Source organism: Cupriavidus sp. HY129 (assembly GCF_059492215.1).
The window spans coordinates 635289-650752 of the sequence record NZ_CP083254.1 but is presented as its reverse complement, the minus strand read 5'-3'; the positions used below and the strand labels follow the sequence as shown (position 1 = coordinate 650752).

At 66.3% G+C, this 15464-nt stretch carries 10 protein-coding genes; 6 read left to right on the top strand and 4 right to left on the bottom strand.

The window, feature by feature from the left end:
• Positions 1–235: 235 nt before the first annotated feature.
• Entirely contained in the window at positions 236–943 is a 708-nt protein-coding gene (locus tag K6G35_RS03020) for a response regulator (RefSeq protein WP_008644506.1), read from the bottom strand.
• A gap of 159 nt (positions 944–1102) precedes the next feature.
• A complete protein-coding gene (locus K6G35_RS03015; RefSeq protein WP_008644507.1) occupies positions 1103–1849 on the bottom strand; it encodes a TetR/AcrR family transcriptional regulator in 747 nt (248 codons plus the stop codon).
• 245 nt (positions 1850–2094) lie between these two features.
• Between K6G35_RS03015 and K6G35_RS03010 the strand changes: the two genes are divergently transcribed.
• The 6 genes from K6G35_RS03010 (at position 2095) to K6G35_RS02985 (ending at position 12899) form a co-directional block, all read left to right on the top strand.
• A complete protein-coding gene (locus tag K6G35_RS03010) occupies positions 2095–3807 on the top strand; it encodes an AMP-binding protein (RefSeq protein WP_495676070.1) in 1713 nt (570 codons plus the stop codon).
• A gap of 4 nt (positions 3808–3811) precedes the next feature.
• Positions 3812–5419, top strand: coding sequence for a carboxyl transferase domain-containing protein (locus tag K6G35_RS03005; protein ID WP_035881452.1), 1608 nt, complete (start codon positions 3812–3814; stop codon positions 5417–5419).
• A gap of 13 nt (positions 5420–5432) precedes the next feature.
• Complete coding sequence (locus K6G35_RS03000; RefSeq protein ID WP_008644510.1) at positions 5433–7472, top strand: acetyl/propionyl/methylcrotonyl-CoA carboxylase subunit alpha; 2040 nt, start codon at positions 5433–5435, stop codon at positions 7470–7472.
• Between the two features lie 201 nt (positions 7473–7673).
• Positions 7674–8606, top strand: a complete 933-nt coding sequence (locus K6G35_RS02995; protein ID WP_008644511.1) for a hydroxymethylglutaryl-CoA lyase — start codon at positions 7674–7676, stop codon at positions 8604–8606.
• A gap of 83 nt (positions 8607–8689) precedes the next feature.
• The gene (locus K6G35_RS02990) at positions 8690–10477 is read left to right on the top strand and encodes a SulP family inorganic anion transporter (RefSeq protein WP_186426016.1); all 1788 of its coding nucleotides are present in this window, start codon (positions 8690–8692) and stop codon (positions 10475–10477) included.
• A gap of 118 nt (positions 10478–10595) precedes the next feature.
• Complete coding sequence (locus tag K6G35_RS02985) at positions 10596–12899, top strand: patatin-like phospholipase family protein (protein WP_186426015.1); 2304 nt, start codon at positions 10596–10598, stop codon at positions 12897–12899.
• Here K6G35_RS02985 and K6G35_RS02980 read toward each other — a convergent pair.
• Entirely contained in the window at positions 12896–14119 is a 1224-nt protein-coding gene (locus K6G35_RS02980) for an alpha/beta fold hydrolase (protein ID WP_008651102.1), read from the bottom strand. The genes K6G35_RS02985 and K6G35_RS02980 overlap by 4 nt on opposite strands.
• On the bottom strand, positions 14116–15405 hold the full coding sequence (locus K6G35_RS02975; RefSeq protein ID WP_495676069.1) for an MASE1 domain-containing protein: 1290 nt from the start codon (positions 15403–15405) through the stop codon (positions 14116–14118). Before K6G35_RS02975 ends, K6G35_RS02980 begins: the two co-directional genes overlap by 4 nt.
• Positions 15406–15464 lie beyond the last annotated feature (59 nt).

Sequence of the window (15464 nt, the reverse complement as noted above, 5' to 3'; positions counted from 1 at the left end):
AGCGCCACGGGCTGGCGCGGGTCAGAGCCCTGCCAGCTCAGGCGATACCAGACCACACCGTCGAAGCCGGGCCAGCGCGTGGACCAGATGTCCGGCAACGACACGGGCACCCAGCCCGTGGCGGGCGGGCCATCGTCCTGCCAGGTCGACTGTGCGGCTTCGATTCGGGTAAAGGTGACGGCCTCCGATTGCGCCCGGGCGCTGGCTGCGCCGGCAAGCAGCACGACGCCGCAGATCAGCGCAATAAGCCAGAGGCACGCGCCTCGAAGACGGCCTGGGTGCGGGAGTGAACTGCCAGTTTCTTGTATGTGTTTCTGATATGGCATTCGACCGTCAACTTTGATAAGGACAGCACCTCCGCAATTTCCCGATTGGTCAGACCCTTGCTTACCAGCGAGAGGATTTCTATTTCTCGCGCGCTCAGTGGCGACGCACCGACCATTGGCTCGGCCTGGACTTCCGCGCCGCCAGCCAGCGGCGCCATCTTGCCAGCCAGATCGAGAATGCGCCTGGCCACGAAGGGGTCGATCGGCGCACCACCCCGCAGCGCGCTGCGAATCGACAGGATGATCTCGACGTCGTCGCGCTCCTTGAGCAGGTAGCCGGTGGCACCGGCCTGCAGCGCGCTTACGATGACCCGTTCCGTATTCCACGTGGAGATTACCAAAATTGGCAAGGCCGGGTCTTGCTCGTGCATCACCCGAATGAGGTCGATACCGTTGCCGTCGGGCAACCCCACGTCAACCAGCGCCATGGCGAACGGCTGCGTGGCCAGCAACGTGTTGGCAGCCTCGAGGCTGCCGGCAAACCATATGGCGTCGTCGCTATAACCCAGTGCGGCCAGGATCGTGCGTAGCCTGGACTGCATCGGCGGCTCGTCTTCAACGACCAGCAGGGGCGCTGGCAATACCGATTCAGCCGTGTCGGGCAAGGGTTGGATCATGGGGTGACAGTGGTGGGGGCGCGGCCTGAGTGTAGCCGTACTACCGCCGGGCTTGGCGAACGCCCGGACGATTCCGGACGAGGTCATGCCAGCCTGCCAGAAACGGGCCGTATGTGGCATCCCCGATTACAGGTAGCCGGGGATACCGGCGATGCGGCGTCAAGAGGCTTCGGAACCCTCGGCGGGGCCTTCAGCGGAGCCCGCCGCCCCGCCCGCCGCCTGCACCCGCGCCAGCGCCGCGCTGACCTCGCCATAGAACTGCCCCAGCGCGGCGGCATGCAGGTTCTGCGGCTGCAGCGCGGGCCACAGCAGGGCGATCATGTCTTGCGTGGTGCGGTCAATGTCGACCGGGCGGCCGCTCACGATGGCATCCCAGAGAATGTGCTCCATCGGGCCCAGGATGGCCGAACGCATCAGCCGCAACGGCATGTCGGCCCGGATCTCCCCACCCGCCTGCGCGGCAGCCAGCAGCGCCATCAGCGGCGCCGTGTAGCGCCGTTGCAACGGCACGAACACCTCGTCGAGCCCCTGCCCCTTGGCGCGCCCTTCCGACAGCACCAGCGCGCACAGGCCGGTGCCATGGATCAGGAACAGCCGCAGGTGCGTGCCGATAAAGAACTCCAGTTGCGCCCGGGCGGTGCCCTCGCGCGGCATGCCGCCCTCCATCGCCGCGATGATCTCGTCGTACCAGTCCTGGATCACGCGGACACACAGGTCCCGCTTGCTGTGGAAGTACGTGAAGATCGTGCCCTCGGAAATCCCCAGGCGCTGCGCGATCTCGGTCGTGGTCGCCCGCTCGTAGCCAAGCGCCGAGAACACTTCGCGGCCCACGCGCAGGATGTCGCGAATACGCTGCTCCGCCTTGGCGCCTGCCGGGATACGACGCTGATTCACGATCTGCTGCATTTGCGGTCCCTGTTGCGTAACCTGAACGGTGATGGCCCGGAATTATAGGGCGCGAGCGGCGCTCGGCACGCCTGTCCGACCGCGTTCGCCCGAAAGTTGAATACCACTCAAATTTCGTTTGCCCTTTGACTCAGCAGAGTATACAGTCTCCGCATCGTATTCCTAATATAACGCTCAATAGGCTTGATTTCCTGAGATTGAGTATTACTCAATTCACGGCGATCCGGCCGCGACAGGAGACAGGTATGGCGATGCAACCGGGAACCTCCCTGCCCATTGGGGGGCTGTCTTACGTGAAAGGGGCCGACACCCCACCACTCAGCGAACTGACGGTGCCTGCGCTGCTGGCGAACACTGCCGCGCTCCACGGCAGCCGGCCAGCGGTGGTATTCCGGGAGCAGAACATCCGCTGGACCTGGAATGAATTCAGCGCCGAAGTGGACAGGATGGCCGCCGGCCTCCACGCGCTGGGCCTGCGCAAGGGCGACCGGGTCGGCATCTGGTCGCCCAACCGCTTCGAGTGGCTGCTGACGCAGTTTGCAACGGCCCGGGTTGGCCTGGTCATGGTCAACATCAACCCGGCGTACCGCCTTGCGGAACTCGAATACGCGCTGAACAAGGTTGGCTGCAAGGCGATCATCGCGCCGGAAGCATTCAAGACCTCGCGCTACCTGGACATGCTGGCAACACTGGCCCCCGAGTTGGCCAAAGCCGAACCGGGCGCGCTGAACGCCGCCCGGCTGCCGCTGCTGCGCTGGGTTATCCGCATGGAAGACGTGCCGACGCCCGGCATGCTGACCTTCCGCGAATTGCTGGCGCGCGGCGCAAACGTGCCAAAGACTGCGCTCGACGAGATCACCGCCGGACTCGACGCGCGCGACCCCATCAATATCCAGTTCACCAGCGGCACCACTGGCGCGCCCAAGGGCGCCACGCTCACGCACCGCAACATCGTCAACAACGGCCGTTCGATCGCGGGCGCGATGCGCTTTTCCGAACAGGACAAGCTCTGCATCCCGGTGCCGTTCTACCACTGCTTCGGCATGGTGCTGGGCGTGCTGGCCTGCGTGTCCACCGGGGCCAGCATGGTGTTCCCGGGCGAGGCATTCCACCCCGGCGCCACGATGGCCGCCGTCAGCGAGGAACGCTGCACGGCCCTGCATGGCGTGCCGACCATGTTCATCGCGCAACTCGACGACCCCGACTTCTCGAAGTACGACTTTTCCAGCCTGCGCACCGGCATCATGGCCGGCGCGCCCTGCCCGGTGGAAGTCATGAAGCGCGTCGTGGCGGACATGCACCTGGCCGAGATCACCATCGCCTATGGCATGACCGAAACCAGCCCGGTGTCGTTCCAGAGCGCCACCGACGATCCGATCGACAAGCGGGTATCGACGGTCGGCCGCGTGCAGCCGCATCTGGAATGCAAGGTAGTCGACGTGGACGGCCAGACGCTGCCCATCGGCGCCACCGGTGAACTCTGCACGCGCGGCTACTCGGTGATGCTTGGCTACTGGGACGACGAGGAACGCACGCGCGAGGCAATCCGCGACGGCTGGATGCACACCGGCGACCTGGCCACGATCGACGAAGAGGGCTACTGCAACATCGTCGGCCGCGTGAAGGACATGCTGATCCGCGGCGGCGAGAACGTCTACCCGCGCGAGATCGAGGAATTCCTGTTCCGGCACCCGAAAGTCCAGTCCGTGCAGGTCTTCGGCGTGCCCGACGAGAAGTACGGCGAGGAAGTCTGCGCCTGGATCGTCCTGAAGCCGGGCCAGAGCGCCACCGACGAGGAAATCCGGAATTACTGCCGCGACCAGATTGCCCACTACAAGATCCCCCGTTACATTCGCTTTGTAGACGAGATGCCCATGACGATCACCGGCAAGGTGCAGAAGTTCGTCATGCGGGACCAGATGACCCAGGAACTCGGAATCAGCCCCAAGGCCAAGTGAAGCCATGCCAACCATAGAAACCAAACTCAACGCCCGCTCGGAGTCGTTCAAGGCCAATGCGGAGACGATGCAGGCGCTCGTGGCCGATCTCCGGCAGAAGATCACGAAGCTGGCCGAAGGCGGTGGCGAGGCCGCGCGCGACAAGCACCTGTCGCGCGGCAAGCTGCTGCCGCGCGACAGGGTGCAGCAACTGCTCGACCCGGGCACGCCGTTCCTGGAACTGTCGCAACTGGCCGCGTACGGCATGTACGACGATGCGGCGCCCGGCGCGGGCATCATCACCGGCATCGGTCGCGTGGCCGGCCAGGAATGCGTGATCGTCTGCAACGACGCCACGGTCAAGGGCGGCACGTACTACCCGATGACGGTCAAGAAACACGTGCGTGCGCAAGAGATCGCCGAGCAGAACAACCTGCCATGCATCTACCTGGTGGATTCCGGCGGCGCGAACCTGCCGAACCAGGACGAGGTGTTCCCCGACCGCGACCACTTCGGCCGCATCTTCTACAACCAGGCCAACCTGTCGGCGCAAGGCATTCCGCAGATCGCCGTGGTGATGGGCTCGTGCACGGCCGGCGGCGCGTATGTGCCGGCGATGAGCGACGAGTCGATCATCGTCAAGAACCAGGGCACGATCTTCCTGGGCGGCCCGCCGCTGGTGAAGGCAGCCACCGGCGAGGAAGTGACCGCCGAGGACCTGGGCGGCGCCGACGTGCATACCCGCCTCTCGGGCGTGGCGGACTACTTCGCGCAGAACGATCATCACGCGCTCTCGCTGGCGCGCAATATCGTGCAGCACCTGAACCGCCGCAAGCCGGATCAGATCCGCCTGCACGAGCCGGCCGAGCCGCTGTATCCGCCCGAAGAACTGTACGGCGTGATCCCGACCGACACACGCAAGCCGTACGACGTGCGCGAGGTCATCGCCCGCATCGTCGACGGCTCCGAGTTCGACGAATTCAAGGCCCGCTACGGCACCACGCTGGTCTGCGGCTTCGCGCGGATCTGGGGCTACCCGGTCGGCATCGTCGCCAACAACGGCATCCTGTTCTCGGAGTCGGCGCTGAAGGGTTCACACTTCATCGAGCTGTGCTGCCAGCGCAAGATCCCGCTGGTGTTCCTGCAGAACATCACCGGCTTCATGGTCGGCCGCAAGTACGAGAACGAGGGCATCGCGCGCAATGGCGCCAAGATGGTGACGGCGGTGGCCACGGCACAAGTGCCGAAGTTCACGGTGATCATCGGCGGCTCGTTCGGTGCGGGCAACTACGGCATGTGCGGACGCGCGTATTCGCCGCGCTTCCTGTGGATGTGGCCGAACGCGCGGATCTCCGTGATGGGCGGCGAGCAGGCCGCCAGTGTGCTGGCAACGGTGCGCCGCGATGGCATCGAGGCCAAGGGCGGCCAGTGGAGCCCGCAGGAGGAAGAATCCTTCAAGGCACCGATCCGCGACCAGTACGAACTGCAGGGTCATCCGTACTACGCCAGCGCGCGGCTCTGGGACGATGGCGTCATCGATCCCGCGCAGACGCGCACCGTGCTCGGCCTGGGCCTGTCCGCCAGCCTCAACGCCCCGATTGGCGACATGAAGTTCGGCGTGTTCCGCATGTAAGGGGAAAACAATAATGTTCACGAAGATCCTGATTGCGAACCGTGGCGAGATCGCCTGCCGTGTGGCGGCCACCTGCCGCCGCCTCGGCATCCGCACCGTGGCCGTCTACTCCGACGCCGACGCCAACGCGCGACACGTCGCCTTCTGCGACGAGGCCGTGCATATTGGTGGCGCCGCCGCGCGGGACAGCTACCTGCGCGCGGACCACATCATCGAAATGGCGAAGGAGACCGGCGCCCAGGCGATCCACCCTGGCTACGGCTTCCTGTCCGAGAACGAGGACTTCGCGCGCGCCTGCGCCGAAGCCGGCCTCGTGTTCATCGGCCCGCCGGCCTCTGCAATCCACGCGATGGGCAGCAAGAGCGCCGCCAAGCAACTGATGGAAAAGGCCGCGGTACCGCTGGTGCCCGGCTATCACGGCGAAGACCAGGACGCCGCCCTGCTGCGGCGCGAGGCCGACCGTATCGGCTACCCGGTGCTGCTCAAGGCCAGCGCGGGCGGTGGCGGCAAGGGCATGCGCGTGGTGGAAGCTGGTGATGGCTTCGACGCCGCGCTGGCCTCGGTGAAGCGCGAGGCGTCGGCCAGCTTTGGCGACGACAAGGTGCTGGTGGAGAAATACCTGACCCGGCCGCGCCATATCGAGATCCAGGTCTTTGCCGATTCGCACGGCAACTGCGTCTACCTGTTCGAGCGTGACTGCTCGGTGCAACGTCGCCACCAGAAGGTGCTGGAAGAAGCGCCAGCGCCAGGCATGACCGAGGAACGCCGCCGCGCGATGGGCGAGGCGGCGGTGGCCGCGGCGCGCGCGGTGGGTTACGTGGGTGCGGGCACCGTCGAGTTCATCGCCAACCAGGACGGCTCGTTCTACTTCATGGAGATGAACACGCGCCTGCAGGTGGAGCATCCGGTCACCGAGATGATCACCGGCCAGGATCTGGTGGAGTGGCAACTGCGCGTCGCGGCCGGCGAGGCGCTGCCGCTGGCGCAGGAGCAACTGGCCATCCACGGTCATTCGCTGGAAGCGCGCATCTACGCCGAGAACCCAGACAAGCAGTTCCTGCCGTCCACGGGCACGCTGCGCTTCCTGCGCACGCCGCCCGCGGTGCAGTTCATGCGCGGCGGCGATGCCAACGCACCGGCTGCGGTCCGCATCGACGCGGGAGTGCGCGAAGGCGACACGATCAGCCCGTACTACGACCCGATGATCGCCAAGCTGATCGTCTGGGGCCGCGACCGCGACCAGGCACTGGCGCGCATGGCCCAGGCACTGGCCGGGTATCACGTGGTGGGGCTGTCGACCAACGTCGCCTTCCTGCAGCGGCTGGTGAAATCGGAGGCTTTCCGTACCGCCGACCTCGACACCGGCCTGATCGAACGCAACCAGACAGTACTGTTCCCGCCGCAGAAGACGGCTGGCATCGAAGCGATCGCGCTGGCGATGGCGGCACTGCTCGAACGCGAGACGCGCACACGCCGCATCGACGAGGCGGACCGCCACTCGCCGTGGACCCACGCGGGCGGCTGGCGACTGAACGGCCGCGACGTGCGCACGTTGCACTTCCACGGCGGCGGCCACAAGCTCGAGGCCGTGCTGAAGGGCAACGCCAGCGACACCAGCAAGAACACACTGATCTACGCCGACCAGGCCGCGCCGTTCGCGTACACGTTCAATGCCGACGATATCCGCGTCGACCTTGGCACGCGCCGCACGCACGGCCAGGTGCACGTGGAAGGCGACACGTTCCACGTCTTCCACGACGGCCGCCATACGGTGCTGGAGTGGCTCGACCCGCTTGCGCACGCCAGCGAGAGTGAAGGCGAAGGCGGCAAGCTGACCGCGCCGATGCCGGGCAAGGTGATCGCCGTGATGGTCGAGGCCGGCAGCAAGGTCACGCGCGGCACGCCGCTGCTGGTGATGGAAGCGATGAAGATGGAACACACGATCACCGCGCCGGCCGATGGCGTGGTGAGCGAGGTGCTCTACGGCGTGGGCGAACAGGTGAGCGAGGGCGCGCAACTGCTGGCATTCGCCTTGGCGGAGGCAGCGGCCTAAGACGCTGTTTCAACATGAAGCGAAGCGGTTCTGGCTAGACGCGGGGCCGCAGACAGTACAAGTCGTACCGCAAGGCCCTGCAACGACGCCAGAATCGTTTTGAAATGGCTTATAACTGTTTTGGCTCCCCTCCCCCGCTGTGCGGGAGAGGGGCAGCGCATCACATCGGCCTGGCGTGACAAACAGGCTCTGGAGACCCCCATGACAATCCCCCAATACGTAAAGATCGTCGAAGTCGGCCCGCGCGACGGGCTGCAGAACGAAAAGGCGATGGTGCCCACCGACGTCAAGGTGGCGCTGATCAACCGGCTGACCGACGCGGGCTTCGTCAACATCGAGGCCGCATCGTTCGTCTCGCCGAAGTGGGTGCCGCAGATGGCTGACGGCGCCGACGTGATGGCCCGCATTACGCGGCGCCCCGGCACGCTGTACTCGGTGTTGACGCCGAACATGAAGGGCTTCGAGGGCGCCGTGGCCGCCGGTGCCGACGAGGTGGTGATCTTCGGCGCGGCCAGCGAGGCGTTCTCGCAGAAGAACATCAACTGCTCGATCGCCGAGTCGATCGCCCGCTTCGAACCGGTGGCTGCTGCCGCGAAGGAAGCCGGCGTGCGGCTGCGCGGCAGCATCTCGTGCGCGCTCGGCTGCCCGTATCAGGGCGAGGTATCGGTGCATGCCGTGGTGGACGTCGTGCGCCGCCTGCGCGAACTCGGCTGCGACGAGATCGACATCGCCGACACGATCGGTGTGGGCACGCCTATCCGGGTGCAGGAAGTCATGCGCGCCGCAGCGGCCGAGTTTTCGATCGACCGCCTGTCCGGCCATTTCCATGACACCTACGGCCAGGCGCTGTCGAACATCCTGGCCAGTCTGGAGGTCGGCATCGCCATCTTCCACGCGTCCGTGGCCGGCCTGGGTGGCTGCCCCTACGCGAAAGGCGCCACCGGCAACGTGGCCACCGAAGACGTGCTGTACATGCTGCACGGCATGGGTCTGCATACCGGCATCGAACTCGATGACGTGGTGCGTGCCGGCGATTTCATCTCGCAGGCCATCGGCCGCGCCAACAGCTCGCGCGTCGGCCGGGCGTTGCTGACAAAGTGGGCCTCTCAGGCGGGCGAGGCGACCTGCGCGTAACCTGACCACTGACACGCCGTCCTTGCGGCGGCCGTGATCGCGCCTAGACTCAGGTTCTGTGAAGTCCGCTCGGAAACAGAACCATGAGACGACAACGGCGGCCGCACCCCTGCCCCCTGCTGTCCAGGCGCCAGTCATCTGGCGCCGCCACGCTGCCCATCCCCGGGTGGCTGCTGACGTACCGGAAGGAATGGCTGGCGCCCGACGTCATTGCCGGGCTGACCGCCGCCGCCGTGGTCATCCCCAAGGCGCTGGCATACGCCACCATCGCGGGCCTGCCCGTCGAGGTCGGCCTGTACACCGTGTTCGCCCCAATGCTGATCTACGCGCTGCTCGGCAGTTCGCGCACGCTTAGCGTCAGCACCACCACGACACTGGCAATCCTCGTGGCCGCCGCGTTCCGGCATGTGGGCCCATCGCCCAGCGCCGAAACGCTGATCACGGCCTCGGCCACGCTGACCTTCCTGGTCGGCGCCGTGCTGCTGGTTGCCCGGCTGTTGAGGCTGGGCTTCGTGGCCGACTTCATCTCCGAGCCGGTACTGATCGGCTTCAAGGCGGGCATCGGGCTGGTCATCGTGGTGGACCAGATCCCGAAACTGCTCGGGATGCATTTCCCGAAAGGCCCGTTTTTCCACAACGTGCTGGCGATCATCCAGAACATTCCGCACGCATCCGTCGCCACGGCCGCGGTCGGCATCCTCATGGTCCTGCTGCTGTTGGGCATGGAGCACCGGTTTCCACGTGCCCCGGCGCCATTGATCGCGGTGGCCGTGGGCATCATCGGCGTATGGCTGCTGAATCTGACCGCGCATGGGGTAGCCATCGTCGGCGCGGTGCCAACCGGCCTGCCGCCGGTCACCGTGCCTGACCCGACGATGATGGAACGGCTGTGGCCCGAAGCGCTGGGTATCGCGCTGATGAGCTTCACGGAAACCATCGCCGCGGGGCGCGCGTTCACCCAGGTTGGCGAGCACGCGCCTGCCGCGAACCGCGAGTTGACGGCCACCGGACTGGCCAACCTCGGCGGCGCGTTCCTCGGCGCGATGGCCGCCGGCGGCGGCACAACGCAGACCGCCGTCAACCGGCTCTCGGGGGCGCGCTCGCAACTGGCCGGCCTGGTCACCGCGCTGGCCTCGCTTGGCACGATGCTGCTGCTCGCCCCGCTGGTCGGCCGTTTGCCGGAAGCCACGCTGGCCGCGGTGGTCATCGTCTACTCCGTCTCTCTGATCAAACCCGCCGAATTTCTGGCGATCCTCGGCATCCGCCGCACCGAGTTCATCTGGGCGCTGGTCGCCCTGGCTGGCGTGGTGGCCCTGGGCACGCTGCAAGGCATCGTCGTGGCGATCGTCGTATCGATGCTGGCCCTGGCCTATCAGACCTCCGATCCGCCGGTCTACAAGCTGGCGCGCAAGCCCGGCACCAACGTATTCCGTCCGCAATCGGACGCACACCCGCACGACGAGACCGTGCCCGGCCTGCTGATGCTGCGGCCCGAGGGGCGCGTCTACTTCGTCAACGCGCGGCGTATCGGTCACAAACTTCGGCCAATGATCCTGCACGACAAGCCGAAGGTGGTCGCGCTCGACCTGACCGCGGTCTCTGACATGGAGTACACGGCACTGCACATGCTGACCGATGCCGAACGAGTGCTGCGCGAGGAGGATGGCGTCATGCTCTGGCTGATCGGGATGAATCCCGACGTCCTAGACATGGTCCGGCGCTCGGCGCTGGGCCAGACCCTGACGCATGAGCGGATGTTCTTCACGATGGACCTGGCCGCGGTCCGGTTCCAGACGGAACACGCCGATGCCGTGTGGGGGCCCGTGACACAGCCAGGCACGCCGCCGCCCGAGTCCCGCCCACCCGGTTAAACTCCTGCCTGGTGGATTTCCCCGTCCGCCCTGTCGGCGCCAGACGGAGGCATCGCGACGTATTCGCGGCCTGCCTCCGCCCGGCGCTGCCGATCGTTCCCCTCCCGGCACCGCCATCATGTCGAGACTCGTTTCCGGGCCGCGCTGCGCACCGCTGCGCTGGCTGCCCTTGTTTTGCCTGCTCATTGCGGGCCTGTTCCAGCAGGCTTACGCCGAGTGCAGCGCCAGCCACACCTCCGCCGCCGATGCCGCACGACCGCGCATCGGCCTGGTGCTGTCCGGCGGCGGCGCGCGCGGTTATGCCCACATTGGCGTGCTCAAGGCACTGGAACAGATGCACGTGCCAATCGATTGCATTGCGGCGACCAGCATGGGGGCGGTGGTCGGCGGACTGTATGCGAGCGGGATTCCGGCAAACGAACTCGACACCCGGCTGTCGCAGATCAACCTGAGCGACATCGTCTTCGACCGTAACGAACGCGCGCACCTGCCGCAGACGCTGCGCGAGGACAGTTTCGAATACCCGATCGGCCTCTCGGTCGGCTATGGCGACGGCAAGGTCAAGCTGCCCGGCGGGCTGGTGCAGGGCAACCGGCTGCTGGCACTGCTGCAGGACTGGACGGCGCCGTGGCCCGGCGATATCGATTTCGACAAACTGCCCATTCCATTCCGCACCATCGCCACGGACCTCAGCTCGGGTGCGCCCGTGGTGCTCGAGAAAGGGTCGTTGCCGCGTGCGATCCGCGCCAGCGCGGCCGTGCCGGGCCTGTTCGCGCCGTTCAAGGTGGATGGGCGCACGCTGGTGGACGGTGGCCTGGTCAGCAACCTGCCTGTGCAGATGGCGCGCGACATGGGCGCCGATATCGTCATCGCGGTCAATGTGGCCTCGCCACTCGACGACCCCTCCAACCTCGATTCGCCAGCGGCCGTCACCCAGCAGATGGTGACGATCCTGATGAACCAGAACCTCGCCGCGCAAAAGGCATTGCTGGGGCAGCGGGATGTGCTGCTGGAACCCGATCTCGGCGATCTGTCGTTCACCGACTTCTCCAATGCGCGCCGTGGCGTGCAGCTTGGCTACACGGCGGCTGAAGGCATCGCGCCACGGCTTGCCGCGCTGGCCTTGCCGCCCGACGCTTGGGACCAGTACATCGCCGCCCGGGAGACGCATAGCGCGCGATTCGAGCCCAAGCGCATCGACGCGATCGAGATCCATGCCTCGGGGCGCATTCCGCCCGCCTACATCAAGCAGTATCTGCGAACGCGCGAAGGCGACACCTATGACGCCGAAGCGATCAACCGCGACCTCTCGCAGCTCTCCACCACCGGCAACTTCGAAAGCGTGACGCAGGATGTGGTTACCGAGAACGGCCGGTCCGTGCTCAAGATCGACGCGCAGGAGAAATCATGGGGGCCGCAGTTCCTGCTGTTCGGCTTCGGCATGTCCACGACGTTCGACGGCAAGGGCGCGTTCAACCTGCAACTGGGTCACCGCTATCCGTGGCTGACGCAAAGCGGTCTGGAATGGCGCAACGACATCGTGCTGGGCAGCACCCAGGCCAAGTGGCACACGGAGCTTCGCCAACCGGTGCTGGACCGGCTGGGCTTCTATATCGCGCCATACCTCGAATACGGCCGCAAGCACGTCGACATCTACCCCGACAGCAGCCCCACCCGCAGCACCACGCCGCTCACCGCCGTGCGCGTGGACACGGCGCTGGCAGGCGTCGACCTCGGGTTGCCGATCGGCAGGCTGGGCGAGTTCCGGGTCGGCGCGAACTATCAGCAGGTCCGCTATTACTCTGACTATCTGATTGGCGCGGCAAGCAACGGCAAGTTCAGTGCCTCGGTGCAGCAGCCGGTGGTGCGGGCGGAACTGACGATCGACCAGCTCGATGACCCGCTCTTTCCGCGCAAGGGCTACTACTTCAATGCGGTGAACCAGCTATCGTTCGGCGGCACGGACAACAGCTTCGACGACGTCCACGGCAAGGCCCTGTGGGCGGGCAGCTACGGGCGCCATACGCTGAACCTGGCGGCCGAGGGGGCGATGACCTACAACGACCACCGCACCTCCGGCAGCGTCAGTGGCGGGCTGGGATTCACGCTGGGTGGATTCCAGCGCCTGTCAGCCTATGCGCCGGACCAGTTCTCGGGCAACTACCTGCTCTACGGCCGCATCACGTACCTGAACGATCTGCGTGAATTCGTGCTGCCGGGGCTGCGCACAACGGTGTTCGGCTCCAGCCTCGAAGTGGGCGACGTCTGGCTCAGGCGCCGCAACTTCGGCAGCGGACCCTACAAGTCCAGCGCCAGCCTGTTCATCGGCGGCAACAGCGTGATCGGCCCGCTCTACTTTGGCGTCGCGGCGGCGCCGCAGGGTGTGTGGAATATCTACCTGCAGCTGGGCCGCGTGTTCTAGCCCGCCTGGCGGACCAGCGGCGCATCGCTGTCCGCCGCCGATTCGGGACGATATTCGACCGCGCGGATGCGGCCGTTGGCCAGCCGTAGCGTCTGCGTGCCACGGCCATCCATTGGCTGACCGTCGAACCGGTACGACGCCGCGATGTCGATTTCCACCGTCTGGCCGTCGATGCGCGGCGCGCCGGCCACCTCGATCCGCACGGTATCGCCGGCCAGTTGCGCCACGCGCTGGAACAAGCCAATCACGGCATCCCGGTCTGCATAGACCCCTGCCAGCGGGTGCTCACCCAGATGGCGCCATTCGATGGCCGGATCGAGCAGCGGATAGACGGCCTCGAAATGCCGCGTGGTCAGCGCGGAGAGATACTCGCCCACCAGCGTGGCGACGGCTTCCTCCGCCATCGGCACCTCCACGGACCGACGCGCGCGGGGTCTGCCAGCGGACGCCTCCAGCCCCAGGAACTCGAGCACGCTGGCGATGACCTGCTCGCGATCGTTATCCACGCAGATCATGTGATAGCTGTTCTCGAGCACCACACCCCGCACCTGCGGCACCGCGCCGAGCAGGAAATCGTACGAGCGCAGCGTGGTCAGCTCGTCCTCGCGCGCGTTGACGACCAGCGTCGGGCAAGGCACGCGGTGCGCGCTGTCCAGCACCCAGCGGCGCAGACGGTCCACCTGCCGGATGCAGGTCAACGGCACCCAGCGATAGTGGAAGTTGTCGCCGCGCTCGAACTTGGCCTTGACGATGGCGCGCACCAGGTCGTTCTTGATGCCGAACGGCTCGTTCTCCTCTACCTTGATGCGCGTGGGCAGCCCCGGCAGGTGATAGACCACGTGCCGCAGCCAGCGGTAGGACGGTGTGGACCAACCATCGATATAGACCGGGGCAGCCAGCGCCACCAGTTGGCCCTTGCGATGCTGGCGCCGCGCGACCAGTTCCAGCGCGAGCAGCGCTCCCATGCACATGCCGATGACATGGAACGTGTCGTACTGGCCGACCAGTTCGTCGTAGGACTGGGTCACCACGTCCATCCACTGCTCCGCCACCACGGGCAACAGGTCCTCGGGCACGCCGCCATGACCGGGCAGCGTGACGGCGTGCGTCTCCACGCCCGCGCGGCGCAGCACCTTGTGCATCGGCCCGAGGTCGTACTGGGTACCGCCCAATCCGTGAATCAGCAGGGCTCCGGTGCGTGGAGCCTGTTGCGTTGTCATGCTGCGCGCCGCCCTTCCGTGTCGTGGGAGGCGATCACGCGCCATGCGCCGGCAATCAACGCGACGGAATCGTCGCCGTCGAGCAGCGGGCCACTCATGTCGACGATCGTCGTGGTGGCGCCCGCCGGCAGCAAGAGCCGGAACGTCAGGTCGCCGCGCATCTCGCCATCACATTCGCGCAACCAGCGGCGGCGCACCTCGGCGCGGTCGTCCGGATGCACGCGGGCCAGGACATCGTCGAGCGTGGACAACGCCGAGTCGTGCAGGCCCAGCGCGCGTTCCACGCTGCCGCTCCAGCGCAGCCGCCCGCTATGTGGATCAAGTCGGTAGACGAGTTGCCCACTGGCAGCCAGCGCGAGTTCCACGTCGTTCTGGCGTGCGGCGGCCTGCGCGTTCGTCTGCTCGCGCGCCGTTCGCAGCGTGTTGATCAGCAGCGTCAGCAGCGCGGCGACGGCCAGGTAAAGCTGCGCGATCAACAGAGAGTCACCGTGGTACAGCGCGGTTTCGGCAAACGGGCCGTCGCCCTGCGCGGTATTGACCAGCACAAGCACGGTCAGCAACGCCACGGCGACCGATCCGCCACGCCCACCCAGCAGCAACGCCACGATGGCCACGAAGAACAACGGGATATAGGTCAGCGCATAGGCCACGCCGAGCGAGAGCTGCGCAATCCGCGTGCCGTCGAACACCAGTGCGGCGGTCACCAGCACACATGCCAGCGCGGCCAGGCCGAAGAAGAACTCGCCGGGCTGGCGGCCGCCCGAACGCGCGGCGCGAAAACGCGCCCATCCGGCGAAGACCGGCGTGACGATCAGCACCCCGACGAAGTCCGCCGCGGCCCACACCTTGGCGGTAGCCCAGAACGGCACATCAAGGAACAGCCAGAACCAGCCCGCGCCGATGACCGCCCCGCCGACACTGGCGATCACGCCGGCCAGCAGCAACCCGCGCAGGAACGCCAGCCCTTCCAGCGAGAACTTGGTCAGATGGATCACGGCCACGGCCAGCGCTGCGAAGCCGATCTCGTCGAGCGAGAACAGCAGCATCCGGAACGCATCGCGCCCTTCCACCATGCCCAGCAGCATCTGGGCCACCAGGAACGCCAGGCCGAGCCCGAGCCAGCGGCGCATCGGCGCCAGCATGAAAGCGGCCACGGTCACGCCGGCCGGCAGCCAGATGTAGCCGGCGGCCGTGAACGGCCCATTGAATTTGTGCGAAAAGTATCCGAGGACGAAATACAGGATTGCCCAGAGCGGCAATGTGACGGCCCGGTTGGTGAGATTCACTGTGATGTTCCCGATTCAGTATGACTGACTATCACCATGATCTGAACGGCAAGACGAGG

Bases quoted from the DNA above. Each gene is read 5' to 3' on its own strand.
- K6G35_RS02985 (WP_186426015.1), top strand. From the start codon at position 10,596: ATGTCGAGACTCGTTTCCGGGCCGCGCTGCGCACCGCTGCGCTGGCTG.
- K6G35_RS03010 (WP_495676070.1), top strand. From the start codon at position 2,095: ATGGCGATGCAACCGGGAACCTCCCTGCCCATTGGGGGGCTGTCTTAC.
- K6G35_RS03015 (WP_008644507.1), bottom strand. From the start codon at position 1,849: ATGCAGCAGATCGTGAATCAGCGTCGTATCCCGGCAGGCGCCAAGGCG.
- K6G35_RS03020 (WP_008644506.1), bottom strand. From the start codon at position 943: ATGATCCAACCCTTGCCCGACACGGCTGAATCGGTATTGCCAGCGCCC.
- K6G35_RS03000 (WP_008644510.1), top strand. From the start codon at position 5,433: ATGTTCACGAAGATCCTGATTGCGAACCGTGGCGAGATCGCCTGCCGT.
- K6G35_RS02990 (WP_186426016.1), top strand. From the start codon at position 8,690: ATGAGACGACAACGGCGGCCGCACCCCTGCCCCCTGCTGTCCAGGCGC.
- K6G35_RS02995 (WP_008644511.1), top strand. From the start codon at position 7,674: ATGACAATCCCCCAATACGTAAAGATCGTCGAAGTCGGCCCGCGCGAC.
- K6G35_RS02980 (WP_008651102.1), bottom strand. From the start codon at position 14,119: ATGACAACGCAACAGGCTCCACGCACCGGAGCCCTGCTGATTCACGGA.
- K6G35_RS03005 (WP_035881452.1), top strand. From the start codon at position 3,812: ATGCCAACCATAGAAACCAAACTCAACGCCCGCTCGGAGTCGTTCAAG.